At 65.8% G+C, this 643-nt stretch carries 1 protein-coding gene; it reads right to left on the bottom strand.

The annotated features are described in order from the left end of the window. The coding region (locus F2P46_RS36100; RefSeq protein ID WP_166899318.1) for a flagellin at positions 1 to 643 on the bottom strand (643 nt) is incomplete at both ends.

Below are 643 nucleotides of genomic sequence, written 5' to 3'. Positions count from 1 at the left end.
CCGGTGGCGGCCTTGCTGTTGGTGCTGATGTTCGACAGGTTGTTGTAGACGTGTTCCAGGCGGTTGGCCGAGGCGCCCAGGGCCGAGCGCACGGTGCCGATCGAGGCCAGCGCGGTCGAGAGCAGGTCGATGGTGGCATTGGCGCTGGCGGTCAGTTCGGTGCCAGGGGTGCCCGGCACGGTGTAGGTGCCGCTGGTGGCGCCGATGGCGGTGTTCAGCGCGGTCATGTCGGAGGCCAGGTTGACCGTCATTTTTTCGCTGGTGCTCGAACCGATCTGGAAGGTCATCGATGCGGCGATGGTGCCGCCGACGAGCAGCTTGGCGCCGCCGAAGCTGGTGTTGGTCATCACGTTGCTCAGTTCCTTGCCGAGCGCGTCGTACTCGGACTGCATGGCGGCCTTGTCGGCCGTGGTCGAGGAAGCATCGGATGCCTGGGTGGCCAGGTCCTTCATGCGCACCACCATGTTGCTCACTTCGTCGAGCGCGCCTTCGGCCGTTTGCAGCATCGAGGTCGAGTTCTGGGTGTTGCGCATGGCCACGGCCATGCCGCTGGTCTGGGCTTTCAGGCGGGTGGCGATCTGCAGGCCGGCGGCGTCGTCCATCGACGAATTGATGCGGTAGCCGGTCGACAGGCGGGTCATCG

This window comes from Massilia sp. CCM 8734 (assembly GCF_011682155.1).
GTDB classification, from domain to species: Bacteria; Pseudomonadota; Gammaproteobacteria; order Burkholderiales; family Burkholderiaceae_D; genus Telluria_A; species Telluria_A rubra.
Note: the sequence above shows the minus strand (reverse complement) of the source record. Positions and strands in the feature narration are given on the sequence as shown.